This is a genomic window from Pseudomonas sp. G.S.17 (genome assembly GCF_038096165.1).
GTDB lineage: Bacteria > Pseudomonadota > Gammaproteobacteria > Pseudomonadales > Pseudomonadaceae > Aquipseudomonas.
Map to the genome: position 1 here is coordinate 1,093,163 of NZ_CP151076.1, position 18,169 is coordinate 1,111,331.

Annotated in this window: 11 protein-coding genes, 1 tRNA gene and 1 pseudogene; 3 read left to right on the top strand and 10 right to left on the bottom strand. The window is 59.1% G+C overall.

Annotation, left to right across the window (positions count from 1 at the left end; genetic code table 11):
• Nucleotides 1–117 precede the first annotated feature (117 nt).
• Nucleotides 118–1,392 carry a glucarate dehydratase family protein gene (locus AABC73_RS04875; protein ID WP_341522672.1) on the bottom strand — a complete coding sequence of 425 codons (1,275 nt, stop codon included), beginning with the start codon at nt 1,390–1,392 and terminating at the stop codon, nt 118–120.
• Nucleotides 1,389–2,786: an MFS transporter gene (locus AABC73_RS04880; RefSeq protein ID WP_341522673.1), complete on the bottom strand. Its 1,398-nt coding sequence runs from the start codon at nt 2,784–2,786 to the stop codon at nt 1,389–1,391. Before AABC73_RS04880 ends, AABC73_RS04875 begins: the two co-directional genes overlap by 4 nt.
• A 107-nt stretch (nt 2,787–2,893) precedes the next feature.
• On the opposite strand from AABC73_RS04880, the gene AABC73_RS04885 reads away from it, so the two are divergent.
• The gene (locus AABC73_RS04885) at nt 2,894–3,796 is read left to right on the top strand and encodes a LysR substrate-binding domain-containing protein (RefSeq protein ID WP_341522674.1); all 903 of its coding nucleotides are present in this window, start codon (nt 2,894–2,896) and stop codon (nt 3,794–3,796) included.
• Here AABC73_RS04885 and AABC73_RS04890 read toward each other — a convergent pair.
• From AABC73_RS04890 to AABC73_RS04915, 6 genes and pseudogenes are all read right to left on the bottom strand, one after another.
• Nucleotides 3,793–4,008, bottom strand: coding sequence for a DUF6434 domain-containing protein (locus AABC73_RS04890; RefSeq protein WP_341522675.1), 216 nt, complete (start codon nt 4,006–4,008; stop codon nt 3,793–3,795). The genes AABC73_RS04885 and AABC73_RS04890 overlap by 4 nt on opposite strands.
• A gap of 145 nt (nt 4,009–4,153) precedes the next feature.
• Nucleotides 4,154–6,655: pseudogene (locus AABC73_RS04895) on the bottom strand (PAS domain-containing protein).
• A gap of 369 nt (nt 6,656–7,024) precedes the next feature.
• Nucleotides 7,025–9,403: a TonB-dependent siderophore receptor gene (locus AABC73_RS04900; RefSeq protein WP_341522676.1), complete on the bottom strand. Its 2,379-nt coding sequence runs from the start codon at nt 9,401–9,403 to the stop codon at nt 7,025–7,027.
• A 200-nt stretch (nt 9,404–9,603) separates the two neighbouring features.
• A complete protein-coding gene (locus AABC73_RS04905; RefSeq protein ID WP_341522677.1) occupies nt 9,604–10,641 on the bottom strand; it encodes a DUF2955 domain-containing protein in 1,038 nt (345 codons plus the stop codon).
• Nucleotides 10,631–11,779, bottom strand: a complete 1,149-nt coding sequence (locus AABC73_RS04910; protein ID WP_341522678.1) for an HlyD family secretion protein — start codon at nt 11,777–11,779, stop codon at nt 10,631–10,633. Before AABC73_RS04910 ends, AABC73_RS04905 begins: the two co-directional genes overlap by 11 nt.
• Complete coding sequence (locus tag AABC73_RS04915) at nt 11,772–13,310, bottom strand: TolC family protein (protein ID WP_341524175.1); 1,539 nt, start codon at nt 13,308–13,310, stop codon at nt 11,772–11,774. The genes AABC73_RS04910 and AABC73_RS04915 overlap by 8 nt, the downstream gene beginning before the upstream one ends.
• Nucleotides 13,311–13,513: 203 nt before the next feature.
• Between AABC73_RS04915 and AABC73_RS04920 the strand changes: the two genes are divergently transcribed.
• Nucleotides 13,514–14,041 (top strand): transporter suffix domain-containing protein, encoded by a 528-nt coding sequence (locus tag AABC73_RS04920; protein ID WP_341522679.1) that lies wholly within the window; start codon nt 13,514–13,516, stop codon nt 14,039–14,041.
• A 132-nt stretch (nt 14,042–14,173) separates the two neighbouring features.
• Here the strand turns inward: AABC73_RS04920 and AABC73_RS04925 are convergent.
• A tRNA-Met gene (locus AABC73_RS04925) sits at nt 14,174–14,250 on the bottom strand.
• Between the two features lie 121 nt (nt 14,251–14,371).
• Nucleotides 14,372–15,481 carry a molecular chaperone DnaJ gene (locus AABC73_RS04930; protein WP_341522680.1) on the bottom strand — a complete coding sequence of 370 codons (1,110 nt, stop codon included), beginning with the start codon at nt 15,479–15,481 and terminating at the stop codon, nt 14,372–14,374.
• Between the two features lie 311 nt (nt 15,482–15,792).
• Here AABC73_RS04930 and AABC73_RS04935 point away from each other — a divergent pair, with 311 nt between their 5' ends.
• A complete protein-coding gene (locus AABC73_RS04935) occupies nt 15,793–17,850 on the top strand; it encodes a methyl-accepting chemotaxis protein (RefSeq protein ID WP_341522681.1) in 2,058 nt (685 codons plus the stop codon).
• Nucleotides 17,851–18,169: the final 319 nt, after the last annotated feature.

Sequence of the window (18,169 nt, forward strand, 5' to 3'; positions counted from 1 at the left end):
ACGAATGAGCTCCCGGCTGAAGCCGGTCCTACGGATCCCATGCGGCAGGAGAAAACGAATCTTCTACAAAAAAAAGCCCGGCACAGGGGACATGCCGGGCCCAACAAAAACGGTTTATCAGAAGCGGGGTTTGACGGCTTTCCAGTCTGGTTTGTAACGCTGCATTTGCTTCACGTCATCGCGCTGGCGAATGCCGCAGGTGAGGAATTGATCGTGCAGCTTGGCTAGCTGATCGCGATCCAGTTCAAGGCCCAGTCCCGGCGCGCGGGTGATTTTTACGCAGCCATCGACAATCGGCAGCTTGCCGCCCTTGATCACTTCTTCGTCGGGTTCCTGCCACGGGTAGTGGGTGTCGCAAGCGTAATCGAGGTTCGGCACCGAGGCCGCGACGTGGGCCATGGCCATCAGGCTGATGCCCAGGTGCGAGTTGGAATGCATGGACACGCCGAGACCGAAGGTGTCGCACATTTTCGCCAGCGCCTGAGTGTCGCGCAGACCGCCCCAATAATGGTGGTCAGCCAGCACGATCTGCACGCTGTTCAGCGCTACGCTGCGGCGGAATTCGTCGAAGTCGGTGACCACCATATTGGTCGCCAGCGGCAGGCCGGTGCGTTTGTGCAGTTCGGACATGCCTTCCAGGCCCGGCGTCGGGTCTTCGTAATACTGCAAGTCATCGCCCAGCAGTTCGGCCATGCGAATCGAAGTTTCCAGTGACCAGTTGCCGTTCGGGTCAATGCGCAGCGGAAAACCGGGGAAGGCTTTTTTCAGCGCCTTGATGCACGACACTTCATGTTCCGGCGGCAGTGTGCCGGCCTTGAGTTTGATGCTCTTGAAGCCGTACGCCTCGATCATGCGCCGCGCCTGGGCGACGATCTGTTCTTCGTTCAGCGCCTCGCCCCAGCTGTCTGGTTTGTAGGGCGAATCAACGTGCTCGGCGTACTTGAAAAACAGGTAGGCACTGAACGGGATTTCATCGCGGATCGCGCCGCCCAGCAGGTCAACCAATGGCACGTTCAGGTAATGCGCCTGCAAGTCGAGGAACGCGACTTCGAACGCCGAGTAAGCGTTGCTGACGGCTTTGCTGGCGTGGGAGCCGGGTGCCAGTTCCGCTCCGGCGATGCTCGCAGGTTTGTTGGCGGCGACAGTTGCCTGGACGATGGTGCGCAGCTGGTTGAGATTGAACGGGTCGAGGCCGATCAGCTGGTTTTGCAGTTGCTGCTGGATCAACAGCGCCGGGGCATCGCCGTAGCTTTCGCCCAACCCGATATAGCCATTGTCGCTTTCGATCTCGATGATCGAGCGCAGGGCAAAGGGTTCGTGGATACCGCTGGCGTTGAGCAACGGTGGATCACGAAAGGCAATTGGCGTGACGGTGACTCGTTTGATTTTCAAGAGGCTGCTCCCGATGGGCCAGATTTCAAGGCTTGGCGATTTACGGAGGTTTTCGGAACGGGGACTTCAACGGGCTTGCCGGTCAACACGCTGGGCTTGTCGCCACGGGGCGTCGTGCGGGCAAAGAAGATCACCACGGCGGCGACCAGCGAGGTGATTGCCAGGCCGTACAAGCCGCCTTCGATGGAGCCGGTGGTCTGTTCCAGGTAGCCGAATGCCGTTGGTGCAACAAAGCCGCCGAGGTTGCCGATCGAGTTGATCAAGGCGATCACGGCTGCAGCAATCCGCGCATCCAGATAACCCTGAGGGATCGGCCAGAACAGTGCCGATGCCGCTTTGAAGCCGATGGCGGCGAAACAGATTGCAACGAAGGCGAAGATCGGACCGCCGGTGGTGGACATGAACATGCCGAACGCAGCGATCACCAGCGTCAAGGCGACCCAGGCTTGCTGGTATTTCCATTTGCCAGCCATGGCGGCGAAGCCGTACATCGCGATGATTGAGATGATCCACGGGATCGAGTTGAACAGGCCCACCTGGAAGTCGCCCAGATTGCCCATTTTCTTGATCATGCTCGGCAGCCAGAACGTGGCGCCATAGATGGTCAGGGCGATGGAGAAATAGATGAAGCAGAACAGCGCGATCTGTTTGTCGGCGAGCAACTTGAACATCGACGGCTTGACGGTCTGAGTCGCTTCACGAGCCCGCTGTTCCTCGGCGATGGCGCCAATCAGCGCGGCCTTCTCTTCGTCGCTGAGCCATTTCGCTTCGCTGGGATGTGACTGCAACCAGAACCAGACAAATCCGCAGAGGGCGATTGAAGCGAAGCCTTCGATGAGGAACATCCACTGCCAGCCATGCAGGTTCAACCCGTTGACGTTGAGCAGCGCGCCTGACACCGGGCCGGAAATTACTGACGCAATGGCTGAGCCGCTGAGAAAGACGGCCATGGCTTTGCCGCGATCTGCACCTGGCAGCCATTGAGTGAAGTAATAAATGATGCCGGGGAAGAAGCCCGCTTCCGCTGCGCCGAGAATAAAGCGCAGTACATAGAAACTGGTCTCGCCCTGGACGAACGCCATGGCCATGGCCGCCGCGCCCCAGGTGAACATGATGCGCGTCAGCCAGGCGCGAGCGCCGTAGCGTTGCAGCAACATGTTGGAAGGCACTTCGAATATCGCGTAACCGACGAAGAACAGCCCGGCACCCAAGCCGTAGGCGGCAGCGCCAATGCCCAGGTCGGTTTCCATGTGGCTGCGCACGAAGCCAATGTTCACCCGGTCGATGTAGTTGACGATGAACATGATGACGAACAGCGGCAATACGTGACGCTTGACCTTGGCAGCAGCCCGGGCAAGCGGTGTGGCGTCCGTCGGTGTTTGGACTGTGTTCACTGGGGCGACTCCCGATCATTATTTTTTTGGGGACGAGTCGATGATGGACGCAGTCTTTGTTCCGGTCTAATCTAGATTGGCACTTGATTGATACCTGGATTGAATCAATGTTCGAGCTTGCCCAGTTACGCTGTTTCACCACCGTGGCCACGGAACTCAATTTTCGCCGCGCCGCTGAACGGCTGAACATGACTCAGCCACCCTTGAGTCGACAGATTCAATTGTTGGAGCATCACTTGGGCGTCGCGCTGTTTACCCGCAGCACGCGCAGCGTGGCGCTGACCGCCGCCGGTCGGGCCTTTTTCATTGAGGCGCAAAATCTGCTGGAGCGTGCACAACAAGCGGCGGCAGCGGCCAAACGTTTCGCGGAAGGCGACATCGGTTCGGTGACCATTAGTTTCGTGGGCAGCGCGGTGTATGAATTCCTGCCCAAGGTGATCGCCGAGGCGCGACTCAAGCAGCCCCACGTGAAAATCTCCCTGGAGGAGATGAACACCTATCAACAGCACGAAGCCATGCGCGCGCGACGCATCGATCTGGGCATCGTTCGCTCACCGTTGCTGCAACCGGGTTTCGCCACCGAGTGCCTGGTGCGCGAACCGTTCCTGCTCGCCGTGCCCAGCACCCATCGTCTGGCGACATCAGCGACGGTTGCGGTGACCGATCTGGATGGCGAACCGTTTCTGATGTATTCCCACGCGGCTTATCCGCCGTTCAACGAGCTGCTGACCGGCATGTTCCGTTCGGCGCGGGTGGCGCCGCAGTATGTGCAGTGGCTGGGTTCGTCATTGACGATTCTGGCGCTGGTCAACGCCGGCATGGGCCTGGCCCTGGTACCGCGCTGCGCCGCCAACGTGGTGTTCAAGGGCGTGACCTTTCGCGAGATCGATCTGGGGGAGGGCGTGCAAAGCGAGCTGCATTTGATCTGGCGCTCTGACAACGACAACCCGGCGTTCACCATGCTGCTCGATGCAATTCGCGGCGCAGTGAACGCGGGCGGGACTGCCTAGGCGTTGCTTGACCGCCGACGCTGCCACTCATCCGCCACATCACCCATGTTCTTCGCGCGGCCATCGTTGATCCAGGCCATGAAAGGCCGGTCGAACTTGAAGTCATCGCCACACTGCTCCGTCAGAAACCGGCGCACGTTCTGGGTATTCTTGTAGTGCTTGTCGATTTCGGTGGTGCGGGTGATGGGGTCGCTGTGCCAGTTGAAGGTCATAACTGAATACCTCTTTGGATAGATATTGGGCGCCGAAGCTCCCGCGATTCGTTGGAGCGAGGCTTGCCCGCGAAGATCGATAACGCGGTGGGTCTGGCACCACCGGTGCGCCTGATTCGCGGGCAAGCCTCGCTCCAACCGGTCATTAGATTACGTTTCCCCCCGTCCCCTTGCGACTCTCCAGCACCGCCTCGCGCAGCACATTGGACATCGCTTCGATGGAGTACGGTTTGGGCAGCAGCCTGAATTTTTCCACACCTTCCTGGACGAATACTTCGCTGTAACCGGTGGTCAGCACTACTGGCAGGGCCGGATACAGATGCTCGACTTCGTGGGCCAGTTCCAGGCCGGTGATGCCGGGCATCATGACGTCGGAAAAAATCACGTCGTAGGTTGCAGCATTTCTGGACAGTTCGGCCAGTGCGTCGTTGCCATTGGCGGCGCGGTAGGCGCGGAAGCCCAGTTCAATCAGCGTCTAGGTTGCGAAATCGCCGACGTCGTCGTTGTCTTCCACCACCAGCACTCTCAGGTCGGTGATGTCATCGAGGGATATCTGCAAGTCGCGCAGTTCATTAGTGCTCGGTTGCGTGGAGCAGCGAGGCAGGAACAGTGAGAAGCGTGTACCGCTGCCGACCTGGCTATGGACCAGAATGTCGCCCTCCGATTGCTTGGCAAAACCGAATACCTGAGACAGCCCAAGCCCCGTTCCGTGGCCAACGCCTTTGGTGGTGAAGAACGGCTCAAAGATGTGCTCGATATCTTCCGGGCTGATGCCCTTGCCGGTGTCGGTAAGGTCGATTCGAATGAAGTCTTCGTCGCGGCCGGGATGCGACCGCGCAGCAGGCAAGCGGTCGACCGCACTGACCTGGATCGTCAGCGTGCCTTCGCCTTGCATGGCGTCCCGCGCGTTGACCGCCATGTTGACCAGCGCGTTATCGAGCTGGCTGGTGTCCGCTTTGATAAAGCACGGGTAATCGGGCACTTCGATGAGCACCTTGACCCGTGTACCGGTGAACGAGTCCAGCATGTTGCCGATGGAGTGGATGTTCTGGCAGACGTCGAAAATCTCCGGCTTCAGCGCCTGTCGCCGGGCGAAAGCCAGCAGCTGGCCGGTAAGTTTCGCGGCCCGATCCACGGTCGAGGAGATCGCTTCAACGTAGCGAATGCGGCGTTCCTCCTTGACGTTGGGGCGCTTGAGCAGGTCGGTGGATGACTTGATGACCGTCAGCAGGTTATTGAAATCGTGGGCGACGCCGCCAGTCAGCAGGCCGACTGCCTCCAGTTTCTGCGATTGGCGCAGCGCTTCTTCGGACAACCGCAATGCTTCGGTGGCTTCCCGTTCGGCCTGGATGTCGCGGCCGACGGCATGAATGCAGGATTGATCGGGCACGGCGGTCCAGGACAACCAGCGCCATGAACCGTCTTTATGTTGATAGCGATTGATGAAGTTAGGGATGCTTGTGCCATTGGAGAGTTTCGTGGCAGCTGCTTCGGTGTCTGCAACGTCCAGGGGATGCACGAACTCCAGGAATTCGCGGCCAAGCAGTTCCTCTTCTGTCCAACCCAGCAGCTTGGTCCAGGCCGGGTTGACCGCGATGATGCAGCCATCAAAGCGCGCAACCAGCATGATGTCGGCCGACAGTCGCCACAGGCGGTCAAGCTCACAGGTGCGATCCGTGACCCGTTGCTCGAGGGTTTCATTCAAAATGCGCAGTTCAGCTTCAGCCTGTTTGGCGGCGGTGATATCCCGCGACACGCAAAGCAGCTTCTCCGGCCGGCCGTCGCTGCCCAGGATCGGGCTGACACGCACGTCCCACCATTTGATGATGCCGCTCATCGTCGAGGCCTGGCCTTCGAAAAGGCCTTCGCGACCTGATTTGGCCAGCTCGACAGCGTTAACAGCTTCGAGGTTGCCCCGATCCTTCCAGAAGTCCGGCCACGGGCAGCCCCGAATGGCATTGAAGTCGCTGACTTCCATGACGCGCTGTCCGCCCTCGCTCATCCAGGCCAGCCGGCCGTCGAGGTCCAGCACCTTGATGCAGTCGGTGCTGCTGGCGAGCACTCGCCTGTTGAATTCCTCACTTGAGCGCAACAAGGCCGCCGAGCGCACCATCTCGGTGGTTTCGATGGGTCGGCACAGCACGCCATCCACAGCGCCTGCGTCACCATAGATCGGCGAGAAGGAGAGGTTCCACCAGCTCTGCTGATCGACGCCCGAGCGCTGCATGACGACCGGATGATTGTCGATGCGGCAGGATGATCCGCCCAGGGCTATTTCCACCAGTGGCCGGACTTGCTCCCATACGCCGCCCCACAACGCGGCCACAGGCTGGCCCATGGCGTCGCGTTCGCGGCCACTCAGCACCGGACGATAGGCATCGTTATAGAAGAACCGCAGTTCCGGCCCCCAGATCAGATACATGCTGTCTGGCGAGTTGAGCATGAGCCCCAGCGCATGGCGCAAGGTAGCCGGCCAGGTCGGCAGCGCGCCGAAACCGGAGGTCGACCAGTCATGGGCGCGAATCGCCTCACCGGCTTGGCCGCCGCCGGGCAGCAGGGATAGAAAAGTGTTCACGGTATAAAACTCATCGTTCGGCTCATCAGGCTGACCTTGCACTTCATGGTTCAGAATGCGCAGGGCATTCAGAGTCAGGTGAAACTACCTGAACGCTAGGTTTATTGAGGCTCGATCAAAAGCTGCAGTCATCCGAAGTTCTGACACTGCCGGTAGCAATAAATTTATATTTTATTGAGAAAGTTTGAAGCCTTGACGGATATACCGCGCTTAACAGAAAGATACGTTCAACTTCGTATTTAACTGTTCGATTCGGTACGACTCGGAAGTTGGCAGGGGATGGCGAACGGGTATTTATTTTAAGGGGCGATGCAACAGGTTCTATCAAAAAAAACGGGCACTGGACAGTGAGCACTGCCGATGCCTGAAGTGATGAACAACACCCCGTTGGTCGGTGCGGGGTGTTTTCTCCAGCCGTATGTCAGCCTTGGTTGTGAACAGTCAGAGCGACCATTTCAACGAGAACATCAGGTTGCGCGGATCGCCGTACTGGCCAGCGCCGCTGGCATTCGGGATGCCCTGCCAGTAGCGAGTGTTGAGTACGTTGTTGAAATTGACCCGACCGTCCCAGTGCTCGTCGAACTTGTAACCGGCCATCAGGCCAACAACGCCGTAAGCGTCCTGGTCAGCGGTGCCGTTACCGACGCGGTTGAAGGTTTTGCTCTGAGCGAATACATCCGCACCCACACGCACCTTGCTCAGCCCACCTTGCAGGTTATAGCTGGTCGCCGCCTTGAACAGATGCTTGGGCTGATCCGGGGCGAACAGTTTGCCTTCATTGCCTTCGGTGGCATCTTTGACGTACTGGCTGAGCACGTAGGTGTAAGACGCAGAGAACTGCCAGTTTGGCGTCAATGCACCGCTCAACTCGGTGTCGATACCACGGCTACGGACCTTGCCGGCTGCGCCATAGCAACTGGTCGCCGGGAAGGACGGGCAGTTGCTCTGGTTCTGATTGTCGAGCAGGTAAGCGCGGTTTTCCTGTTCCATTTCGAACAGTGCTACGGAAGCATTCAGCGCGCCGTCGAAGTACTCGCCCTTCAGACCGATTTCATAGTTCTTGCCGGTCATCGGGTCCAGCACGGTGCCGCCGGAGTCCTTCTCGGTCTGCGGCTTGAAGATTTCGGTGTAGCTGGCGTAGGCCGAGTAGGTGTCGTTCAGGTCATAGATGATCCCGGCGTACGGCGTGACTTCGCGGGTGACCTTATAGTCGCCGTCGCCAACCCGGTCGTTGTATTCATACCAGCTGACGCGGCTGCCGATGATGACGTGCAGCGGATCGATGGGGTTGAAGCGCGCAACGGCATACGCGCCTTTTTCGGTGGCGGTATTGCGGCTTTCGTACAGGGACTCGTCAACAGCAGGTTTGGCGATCCGGCTGTGGTCGAAGTTCCAGATATCCACCGGAGTGCCGTCGGTCCAGCCGCCCCACTGATCAAACTTCTCCTGACGATGGCTGACGCCGACCGCCAGTTCGTGCTCACGACCAAACAGCTGGAAGGGGCCGGACAGCGACGCGTCCAGGTTGGTCTGGTCATCGTCGTCGCGGTATTTGCCGGCGTACTGCTGGAAGCCGGCGCCGTCGTAGTTACCCAGATAAGTAGAGAACGTGTCGGCCTTGGCCCAGATCTTCTGGGCCGCAAGCTTGGCTGACCAGCCGTTGTCGAAGCGGTGGGTGATATCACTGAACAGGCTGTAGTTGTCCTTGTCCCAGTACGACCAGTTGTTGCTGAGAAACGCCGAGCGTGGCAAGTGCAGGTCTTCGCCATTCGGGCCGCTTGGCAAGCCACCCCAATCCGACGTGTTGTCGTCGCGCTGCTTGGAGGCACCGATGGTCCAGGTGGTCGAATCGTTGATATCCGCTTCGAGAATTCCGTAGAAGGTCTGGCGCTGGTTTTCGCGCACATCGGTGAAGCTGTTGCCGTCCTGGTACGCCGCGACGACGCGACCACGAACAGTGCCGGAGTCATTGAGTTTGTTCGACGCATCCACTTCGGTGCGATAGCGATCCCAGCTGCCTGCGCTGGTGGTGATGCTGACCTGCGGCGTGGCGGTCGGGCGCTTGCGCACCAGATTGAGCGTCGCTGCCGGGCTGCCCGCGCCGGTCATCAGGCCGGTCGCACCACGGACCACTTCGACCCGATCGTAGATGCTCAGGTCAGCGCTGGAAATTACGTCCTGGGTGTAAGTACTGATGCTCGACGGCAGGCCGTCGTACATGATGTTGTCGATCTTGAAACCGCGCGCCAGAAATTCCTGACGGTCCGAAGCGGTCTTGTGCAGTGTGATCCCCGGCGCATATTTGACCACGTCGTTCAGGTCATTCATGCCCTGGTCTTCGATGCGTTGGCGGGTAATCACGCTGACCGACTGCGGCGTCTCGCGGATCGACAGCGGCAGCTTGGTCGCGGTGTTCATGGAGCCGGTGGTGTAAGACTTGGTGTCTTCAGTCGTCGCCTGGCCAGCAACGCCGTAGTCGGCGTTGATGTTCACGCCGTCCAGCGCAATGGCGCCCGGGGGGGAGGTGGGTTGAATCACCCGTGCCGAATTGCCTTCGACGCTGGCCGTCAGACCGCTGCCTGCCAGCAAGCGCTGCAAGGCTTGCGCCGGTTCCAGATCACCACGCACCGTCGGCGCCTGTTTGCCGGAAACCTGCTTCGTGTCAAATATCACCGGCATACCGCTGACCTGACTCAACTGCGTGAGAGAAGTCGCCAACGGTTGGGCCGGCAGGTCGAGATGGACCGGAGCAGCCAGTACGGAGGTGGACAAGCCGAGCGCGAGCGCAGTGGTCAAGGCGGGCAAAACGGGACGGAGCATCGTGTGATTCCTACGTTAAGCAAAAAACACGTGTCGACCGCGCAAACACACGCAGCGCTCTATCTCGCGCATGTTTGGGAAATGGACTACGTGGTGAATGGGCGCAGACTACGAAATTTTCACATTTAAGTAAATGGTAATTACTTGCAATTGAGATGTTTTTCCAAGCGTGGGGATTTATCGACTGGCCAGTAACTGAGTCAGTGGGTCGGCCGCCATGCATTGCGCCATTCCAGAAGGCTTACCATCAGCCAGGCATACAGCGTCACGATGATGAACAAGCCCATTCGCACTGCGAACGCTGTGTAGACGTCCTTGCCTGCGGCGCTGTCCTGAACCGATTGGCCTAACAGGATGATCAGCGTGATCATGCTGTTGAGCCAGAATCCCGGAGTCAGCCGCGTCGGGCTCAAGGCATACAGCTTGCGCGCCAGCACCAGGCCAAACAGCAGCATCCACAGGAAAAACATCCATAGATGGACAAACAGACTGAGGGCGCACCAGAACAGGATCGCCAGCAGACCGCCAAGCAATGTCGAGCCGACCAGCTCGCGACCGGCATTGCGGGCGGTGGTCATGGAGGTTTGTTGGCCAAGGCTCACAGCCTTGAGGATGAGAGGCAGATAGCTGGCCGGATCGTGCAGCGCGAGCAGGAATGTCGGCAGGACGATAAGGGTGGCGCGCAGCGCCAGTTGACCGACTTGCGTGGCAGGCAAGTTTCGGGTGGCGGGTGGCGCGGCTGCATCCACGGTTTCGGGAAACAGCCAGTGACTCACGGCAACCGCCACCACGGCGAGGATCAAGCCTTTGACCAAAGCCTCAATGACCGTCGCCGCCAAGGCAAAACTGGCGATCCCCGCCGAGGAGATCATGGTCAGGCCGATGACCAGAAATGTAACGATCAGATTGTTGCCGCCGCGCAGCCCAATGCGGAATGCCAGCAACAGACCTGTACTGACCAGCAGTACGCCGCTGAGCGGGTAATAACGCAGGATCGGGATCAACACCAGGCCGAAACCGGTGGTCAGCAACGCGGCCAGCGCAAGGACCACGCCCGCCTTGAACGTCAGCGGGCGAGCAAGCGTGGACAGGAGCAGCAAGGCCAGCACTGGCGCCATGAAAGGAATCGGTAATCCCAGGCCAAAACTGGCCGCCAGGCATAGCGCAGTGCCGGTCGCCAGGCGCAAGGCGCGCTGAACGCGTGGCCCGCGCTCAATAGGCCTGCGTTCAATAGGCATAGGAGAGCCAACTCATCATTGCCACGAACAAACGGCCGAGCAGGTTCAGTGGATTACCCTGAACGGGAAACGCCATTATTTCGGCTTGTCCCCCGGCGCGGATCGCGCCGCTGTCTTGCAATCGGGTTTTCGACGCAGCGGAAAACTCGATGATCACCGGAAAGCGTTGCGCCGGACGCAACCAGTCGCGGCTGTTCTGAATGCTGGGCAAGGTCCCGGGCGCTGGCGGCTGGCCCACGCTCACGCCAAAGCCGATGCTGCGCACGCGTCCGGCAAACACCTCGCCGGGCAGCGCATCGAGAATAATCGCCACCGGCGTCTCGGGCTTGATCAGGCCCAGGTTGTTCTCGGTCATGTCCGCAGTGATCCAAACGTCATGAATGGCGATCAGGGTCATCACCGGCGTACCGGCGGCGGCAAATTGCCCGACGTCAGTGCGCAAATCAGTGACCAGTCCCGAGGAGCGCGCGCGAACGCTGGTATTGGCCAGATCCAGCTGGGCCTTGGACAGCGCCGTGGCCGCACTGCGCAAGGTGGCGTTGACCTCGTCGTTGCCGCCTTCCTGTTCGCGCGCCCGCTGAACTTCGGCGCGGGCAGCCGCCACCTGGCTGGCCGCTTGTTCGAGGCTGGCGCGGGACACTTCCAGCAGACGTACCGATATGGTTCCGCGGTCCTGCCGATACAGGCCTTCAAGACGCTGATTGTCCTGCCGCGCCTTGAGTTCGTTCGCTTGCGCCGCGCGCAGGGAAGCCTGCGCGGAGACAATTCCTGCGCTGCTCGCGCCGATTTGCCGACGCGTGGACTCAAGGTCGGCTACGGCGCGATCTACCGCAATCTGATAGGGCTGCGGGTCCACCTCGAAGAGTATGTCGCCGGTATTGATGTCCTGATTGTTGCGCACGTTCACCCGGATGACGCGACCGGCGACTTCGGCGGCCACCGGAACCACAAACGCACCGACTCGCGCCTGTTGCGTGTAGGGCGTGAAGCGGTCCGCCAACAAATACCATCCCAGGCTCAGAACGATCAGCAAGAGCACCCATTTGATGCCTTTTTTGCTCGGATCAGCTGCTGGCGGCGGTGCTTTGGCAGCGGGCGAATCGCAGGCATCGGGGGAGGGCGGGGCGACTTCACTCATGTTCGTTCACCGTATCGGGTTGGCGAAGGGCAGGTGCTGCAACTGCGGGCTCATCCATGAGTCCGCCCCAGTCAGAGCGTTCCTGCATCACCTTGCGGGTCGCCGGATCGACTTTAGGCTGGGCGCTGTACCAACCGCCTCCCAAGGCTTTGTACAGATCGATGAGATTGTTGACGGCGTCGCTGCGGGCAAGCAGGTAATTGTCCTGTTGATCGAGCAAGGCCCGCTGCGCGTCCAGCACCCGCTGAAAGTCGGAATAACCTTCGCGATACTGCGTACTCGCCAGGACCAGTGAGCGTCTGGCCGCCAGTTGGGCTTGCTGCAGGATTTGTTCGCGCTGCAAGGATTTGATCAGGCCATAGGCCGCATCGTCTGCTTCGCGGGCCGCCTGGCGCACCTTTTCGCGGTAGACCTCGATCAGCTGCTGCAATCGCGCATCCTGAACCCGCACGTTATTGCTGATCCGGCCGTGGTCGAACAGGTTCCAGCGCAGACTCGGGCCACCCACGCTGTCCAGGCTGCGAGACGTGCCGCTGAGTGAATCAGTCGACCAGACGATGCTGCCGAGCAACGTCAGCGACGGGTAGAAGTCGCTTTGTGCCACGCCGATCAGTGCGGACTGGGACGCGACATCCAGCTCGGCGGCGCGGACGTCGGGGCGGCGGGTCAGCAGCATGGCCGGTACTTCCTGCAGCACGGCCTGGCTGACCAGTGGAATCAGCCCTTCATTGCTGGTCAGCTCTGAAAAAACACCGGGAGGTCGCCCAATCAGCCCCATCAACGCGTTGCGGGTCCGTTGCAGCTGATCTTCAAGGCTGGGGATGATACTCAGCGTCCCGAGGTATTGGGTGCGGGCCTGCTGGAGATCCAGCTCGGCGGTTTGACCGCTGTTGAACAGGCGCTGGGTTATCTCGAAGTTGCGTTTTTGCTGCTCGGCGTTTTCCCGAGCGACGCGCAATCGCGCCTCGGTTGTCCGCACCGCAAAATAAGTGGAGGCGACCTGGGCGCGCAGTAACACCAGCGCGTCTTCATAGTTGGCTTGCGCCGCGAACCAGGCGGCATCGGACGACTCGATGGCACGACTGAAGCGTCCCCAGAAATCCAGTTCCCAGCCCAGGTCAAAGCCAGCGCTGTATTGCCAGAAATGGCTGTCTTGCGGATTGCTCCCGCCCGATTGCCGGCGATTGAAGTACAAGGCGTCGGCACTGGCCTGCTGCACTTGCGGGTAGCGGGCGCTTTGCGCGATGCCCAGTTGAGCGCGCGCCTGCATCACGCGTAATCCGGCGATTTTCAGGTTAGCGTTGTGCGCGTCGGACTCGGCGATCAGCCGGTCGAGAACCGGGTCGTTGAAAACTTTCCACCATTGGCGCACATCCGGGTCCGTCCCGCGTCGGCTGGATTGCTCAAGCGCCGGGCTTGTCCAGCGCTCGACCCAGGTTTCACCCGGAGGCTGGAACTCCGGGCCCACGCGCATGCAGCCTGCGAGGCCGAACATCCCCAATAGAAGAAGTTGGCCCAGCGGAATCAGCATGGCTATGCCTGGGTGCATCAAGTGCTTTCCTTCAACGAAGGCCACTGAAGCGTGGCCGACCGGATGGAGACCTGATTGATGTCATCACGACCTGAAACTACCTGGACCTGCTCGCCTCAACCGGGCTTGGTCGTTTTAGCGTAGCCCCTGCTACGCTATTCGGAGGGTCGTACGAGCAGCTGAAAATCAATAAAAAAGGGACGATGACAATGAACACTCAAGACAGTGTCGCGCCACACTCTGCCGGTTGGCGCTTCAAGACAGGCATCGCAATTATCTGTGTAATGGCCGGCTCCTGGTTGACGGTACCGATCATGGCCGCGGTCGGCGTGCCGGGTTCAAGGATCGCAGCCCTGACCGGCATCCTGTTCATCAGCAACAAGGTCCTGCTGATTCTTGTCATCGCAATCATGGGCAAGTCCGGATTCCAGCAATTGAAACGCAGCGTGTTCGGTTATGTTTCAAATCTGGCCCCGTCTGTCGACCTCGAAGTGGGGCCGACGCGCCACAAGATCGGCGTAGTCATGTTCTGCCTGCCGCTCATCGCTGCATTTCTCGAACCCTATATCGACACCATCTGGCCGGGGCTGCGGCCTAACCTCTGGCAGGCCCAGGCACTGGGAGACGCAATGTTTATCGGCAGTTTCTTCGTCCTGGGCGGAAATTTCTGGGACAAAGTGCGCGCGCTGTTTATCCGGACCGCACGCGTCGTGAATGAGGCGGCGGGTTGAATTGAGGCGAGCAGGAGGCGAGGGAGGTGACCGGGCAGTGATAAAACCATACAGCCAGACACAAGAAAGCCCGCACGAGGCGGGCTTCTTGATGGGTCTATAGACTTCCGAAGATGTCTGTAAACCGGTACTTGGTGGCTACACAGGGACTTGAACCCCGGACCCCAGCATTATGAATGCTATGCTCTAACCAACTGAGCTATGTAGCCAAGTGGCGCGCATTATTCGCGGATAACGGATATGTGTCAAGCGTTGATCTGAAAAATTTATCCGTGTGATCAAGCGGTTAGGTTTTCGCCTTCAATCCACGGGCTGTAGATTCTTCCCGGTCTAGCGGAACAGATCATCCAACAGACTCTGGTTGTCCCATTCATCAAACGTCTCGCGCTGGGAGCGCAGGAAGAATTTTATATTTTTGGCATCCGGCTTCAAGTCTTCCACGACGTATTCAAGATCGAAAAGCTCCTCAACCAGTTCGCCCAGTTTTCTGTCACATTTGCGGGGGATACCGGCGGGTTTGGTGGTCTCGAACGGCGGCAGTTCGAATTGCTCGTTGAATATGAAATTGCGAAAGCTGATCTCTTCTTCCAGCTCCTTGACCTGCTCAGCCAGCACCCTGTTGTAATGCTTGATGCGCTCCTGCGGCAGAGTGCTGATGTGGTCACTGTCGATCTGTTCGATCTCAAGTTGCAGTTCCAGCAGGCTCAGAAGATCCTTTGCGGCATAGGCATGATTTACCCGCTGCATGAGCGCGGTTTTCCGAGTGCGCTCGGCTTCGTCGGTTTCCCGGTCCGGGTGGAGTGCGCTGGCAAGCTTGCGGTAGATTTCGCGAACTGACTGGCTACCTTTCGCCAGTTCTTGTTCCTGGCGGATTTCCCGCGCCGTTTTCTTCCGGTTGGCTGATTGTTTGGGCGCTTCGCCTGCGTCATTGCTCAGTTTGGCAAATAAAATCTGGGCGAGTTCCTCGGGGGTAGTTGCGCTGTCGTCGTCGAGCTCGACGTCAAGCTCGCGCTCTAGAATAGCCTTGAACTGAGCCGTCTCTTCTTCTCGAAAAGTGTCGAAATCAACTCCGGCGTGCCGGGAGAAGATCTCTTTTAGCTCGGCTTGCTGCGGATGACCGCCAGCCATCAATTCATCGATCAGCTCATGAACGAGGCGTTGGAGCGTACCAAGATCTTTTTTGCTGAATTTCATTCGCATGCTGGCGGCGTCGAGGATGAGCAGTAACTCCAGCTGATAACCCTGCAGCTTATCCAGCGTTGGGATGAATTCTTCTGCCCAGAGTTTTTGGTACGCCAGTTCGGCGCTGTTCCACGCCTCAAGGGTGCCACGATGAGTTTGGATCTTCTTTAAGAGGCTATTGAAGCGTTTCTGATAGGAACTGGGTTTGGGTCCAGTGGGTTGGGAGGCCACACTCAGTTGCGGATTGTCACCGGCCATTTTCATATTCCTCATGCCTGAAATGCTAAAAGCGTAAACGTCATTGATGTATTTGTGGAGTGCCCGCTGAAAAACCCGATGTTTCCTACATCACGCCGACAGCCGGTCCTACGGTCCGAATCTTGCTTTGCTGTGTTATTAGCCGAAGCGTTGTTCCTGACAGCCTGCTCAGGTTCCGTTGGTCCGAATAATAAGAAATCAGGCGAATATCGCCGTTTAATCAATAGCATGGCATTTTGCCGTTAGCGTATTCAGTGATAACTGCCACGGCCGTTGCCGTGTTTGCAGAGCGTCCAGGGGAGTAGTCGGACATGTACAGTGTGTTATCGCCGGGAATGCGGTTGCTGGGACGGTTCCGTTTTGCTCGCAAGTTTCAGGTTCTGTTTCTGTTATTCATGCTGCCGCTGGTGGGCAGTCTGTGGATGATCGGGCAGGACTACCGCAGCAAACTTGCGTTGATTTCGGGCGAGCGTTCGGGCGTTCGCCAGTTATTGGCGCTGGATGTGCTTGATCGCGAGCTTTCAGGGCAGCGCGATAACGCTGCACGGTGGAAGGCTGCCGATATTCTTCGCGAGCCGACTCCGGCCGCCAAAGCGGCGATGTCTGCCATGGATGCGGCGAATCCACGCATAACGCAGGCCCTTGAATCGTTGGGCACCACGCTCAAGACCGAGGGCTCCGATGCCGACGTCGCGAAACGCTATGAAACGCTGCAAGCTTCAGTTAGTGGCATGGACATCGCTTCATTGCGTACGGTGGGCTGGTGGCCGGACGGATATGACCGTTTCACCACCGCACTGAGTAATCTTCAGGCATTGCGCGAGCAGATCGCCACAGACAGCGGCTTGATCCTCGATCCCTGGCTTGAAACCTATCTATTGATGCAAATGTCGACGCAGCAGATCCCGGAGCTGATCGAACGCATCGGACGCATGGCAAGTATCGGGCAAACGTCGGTGGTCACCGGGCAGTTCAGTTTGCAAAGCCGCCTGCAAGTGCGCGAGTTGCGTGGCCGGATCAGCGATGCCAGCGATCAGATGCTCAAGACGGGTGCGGCGCTGCAGGCCAAGTTGCCTTCGGAGTTGCGCACCTGGGCGGACGAGTACAACGCCACCATGCAACGCCTGGACACAGAACTGAAAGTCCTGGATGACGGTGTCTTTGGCGGCAGTATCAAACTCGATCCGCCAGCGTTCGAGCGCAGTGTTGATGCACTGCTCGGCGATCTGGCCACGCTGCGCAATCACTCACTGGAATCGCTGGATACGCGCCTGGCGTATTACCGCGAAAAATCCAACATGCAGTTCATCCCCATTGGCATTTGCTTTGGCTTGCTGCTGCTGGCCGCGCTTTATCTGTTTGCCTGTCTGCAAGCGTCGATCCGGCGCAGTGCCAGCGGTATCACGACCCTGGCTGAGTCCCTGCGCGATGGCAACCTGTGTGTTCAGGTGCAGGTGGAAGGACGTGATGAGCTGGCCTCGATCAGCACTGCGCTTAACGTGGCCGTGGTCCAGCTGCGCACCAGCTTGCTAGGCGTCAATCACGAAACCTTGCAGCTCGGCCAGGCAGTCCTGACCCTGAATGCTCAGTCCAGCGGCACGCTCAATGAAGTCGAAGAGCAGCAGCATCAGATCAGTCAGATCGCCGCAGCGGCCACCGAGTTGGCGGCGACGTCTCAGGGCGTGGCCAGAAGCTGTGAGCAAGCGTCCGACAGCGCGCGGCAAACGCGCAAGATTGCCGAAGAAAGCAGCCGCGACAGCCAGCGCACCACGGACAGTATTCAGCAGCTCAATCAGCGTCTGACGGATACCGCGTCGGCGTTGGGGCGGGTCAGCGAGCAAGGCCAGCAGATCCAGTCGGTGGTGGATGCCATTCGCGGCATCGCCGAACAGACCAACTTGCTGGCGCTCAATGCGGCCATCGAGGCGGCGCGGGCCGGCGAGCAGGGGCGTGGTTTTGCGGTAGTAGCCGATGAAGTGCGTAGCCTGTCGCAGCGCACGCAAGCGTCCACTGCGCAAATCGCCGGCACGGTCGACAGCCTGCGCTCGACAGTGAGCCAGGCCGTCGGGCTGATGGAAGCCGCATGCGGCCAGGCCATCACCGATGCCGAGTCGGTGACCGGGCTGGGTCAGCGTCTGGTGGAAATCGCCAGTGCGGTGCAAGGCGTCACCGACACCCTCGCGCAAATTTCCACAGCAGTGGAAGAGCAGGCCAGTACGGCCGATGAAGTCAGCGGCAATATCCAGCAAGTCGATCAGGCTGCGGGGCGTTTGCTCGATGGTGCTCGTGCGGTCAATCAGGCGGCGGATACCTTGAGCAGAGGCAGTCGTGCGTTGAGCGACAACACGGCGCGGTTCCGTCTGGATTGATAGAAGCGCACGAGCCAACTTGTTGGCGAAGCGGCGTCAGGTATGCCCCTTCGCGAACAAGTTCGCTCCTACCGGAATCTCTAACGACCGGTAGGAGGGGACTTGTCCCCGAATACGATGGTCCGGACAACGAAAGTCCACAACGTTAACGCTGTCTGAGACTGCCGTCTTTCGGGGACAAGTCTCCTCCTACAAAATGCTACGTTTGCTGCATGCTTCCCCGGCATTCGGTGTTCTGTTTAAGGCAACAATAAATCCATTCAGCAATATTGGTGTGAGCCCTCACGCTACCCATACTCGAGCTGCACCGCAGAGTGGT